1 protein-coding gene and 1 pseudogene are annotated in these 1,440 nt (G+C 34.0%); both read right to left on the reverse strand.

The annotated features are described in order from the left end of the window. On the reverse strand, positions 1 to 389 hold a 389-nt coding region (locus tag WGMM_RS04075), incomplete at its 3' end, for a hypothetical protein (protein ID WP_038250474.1). Between the two features lie 6 nt (positions 390 to 395). Then, a pseudogene (cysS, locus tag WGMM_RS04080) lies at positions 396 to 1,440 on the reverse strand (cysteine--tRNA ligase); the annotation flags it as partial.

Below are 1,440 nucleotides of genomic sequence, written 5' to 3' on the forward strand. Positions count from 1 at the left end.
AAATAGAAGAAATTAGATAGAATGATTAAAGGGGCAAGGATATAAAGGTTTAACTTGAAATAACCTGATAAAATTTGAACCACACTTCCAAGTGCTGGCACCCATGAATGTAATAAAGTTGCAAAAATTAGCAAATTTTTTGTAACTTTTGGCGTTGTATATTCGTTTTCTAATTTGTGGTATGATTTTCGTATAGGGATTGTTATTCTACCTAAAGACCAGTTAACCATTCCACCAAGGCTTGATCCTAGTACTCCAAAAAATAACATAAGTAGTGGAGTGTGATACGACCTGAAATAAAGCATGGTATTGAACACAAAACCTTGATGTATGGGTAAGACTAATGATGATACTAGACTATCTGTGAATAACAGGAAGTAGTTTTCCATATGAATTTACCAGGTTGTTGTACCATCTTCATTGTCAGAAATTGTAATCCCCATTTGTTTCAACTGATTTCTTATTTTGTCTGCAGTATCGTAATTTTTATTTTTTTTGCAATTTTTCTTAAGTCTATCAACCTTTCTATTTCTTGATGATTTACATCCACAGCAAACCACTTTTCATAACTTGACTCAAGAAGACCAATAAATCTGGCACTTTTAACAAAACTCTCAGTTAATTTAAGCTTTTCACTTTCATTACTCATTTTGTTAATTTTTGCAGCCATTTCATGTAATATAGCTAGAGCTTCAGGGATGTTTAAGTCGTTTTTTAAAGCGTCTATAAAATCTTTAGAAATCTCTGCGTTACTTTCATCAATATTTATTGTATCTAAACCACGTGATAGCCGATAAAATTTATTTAAGGTTTCCTGTGCGTCAGAAATAACGTTTTCTGTCCAATCAAGTGGTTTTCTGTAGTGAGTTTTGAGCAGTGCATAGCGCATTACTTCACCCTTTATTCCACTATCTAGCAAATCCCTTACTTTGACTATATTAAATAAGGACTTGCTCATTTTCTCTTCATTTACTGTAAGAAAACCGTTATGTATCCAGTATTTTGCAAACATTGATCCAGCAAATGCAGACTTACTCTGTGCAATTTCATTTTCATGGTGAGGAAATTGTAAATCCATGCCGCCACCATGAATATCAAAATCTTTGCCAAGATAAGCATATGACATTGCTGAGCATTCTATATGCCATCCAGGCCTGCCCTCTCCCCATGGGCTATCCCAATAACTTGAAAGTTTGTAGTCAATATCACTTGCAGGCTTCCACAGTACAAAATCTCCAGGGTGCTTTTTATTTTCATTAACTTCAACTCTGCTACCTGGAACCAATTCATCAGTTTTTTTTCCCGATAAAGCACCATACTCAGAGTAAGATTCTACACTAAAATATACATGCTTATTGGATTCATAGGCATGACCAGATAGCAGCAAATGTTCAATTAATTTGATGATACAATCTATATTTTCTGTTGCTTTTGGTTCGT

It is taken from the genome of Wolbachia endosymbiont of Glossina morsitans morsitans (assembly GCF_000689175.1).
Lineage (GTDB): Bacteria > Pseudomonadota > Alphaproteobacteria > Rickettsiales > Anaplasmataceae > Wolbachia > Wolbachia pipientis.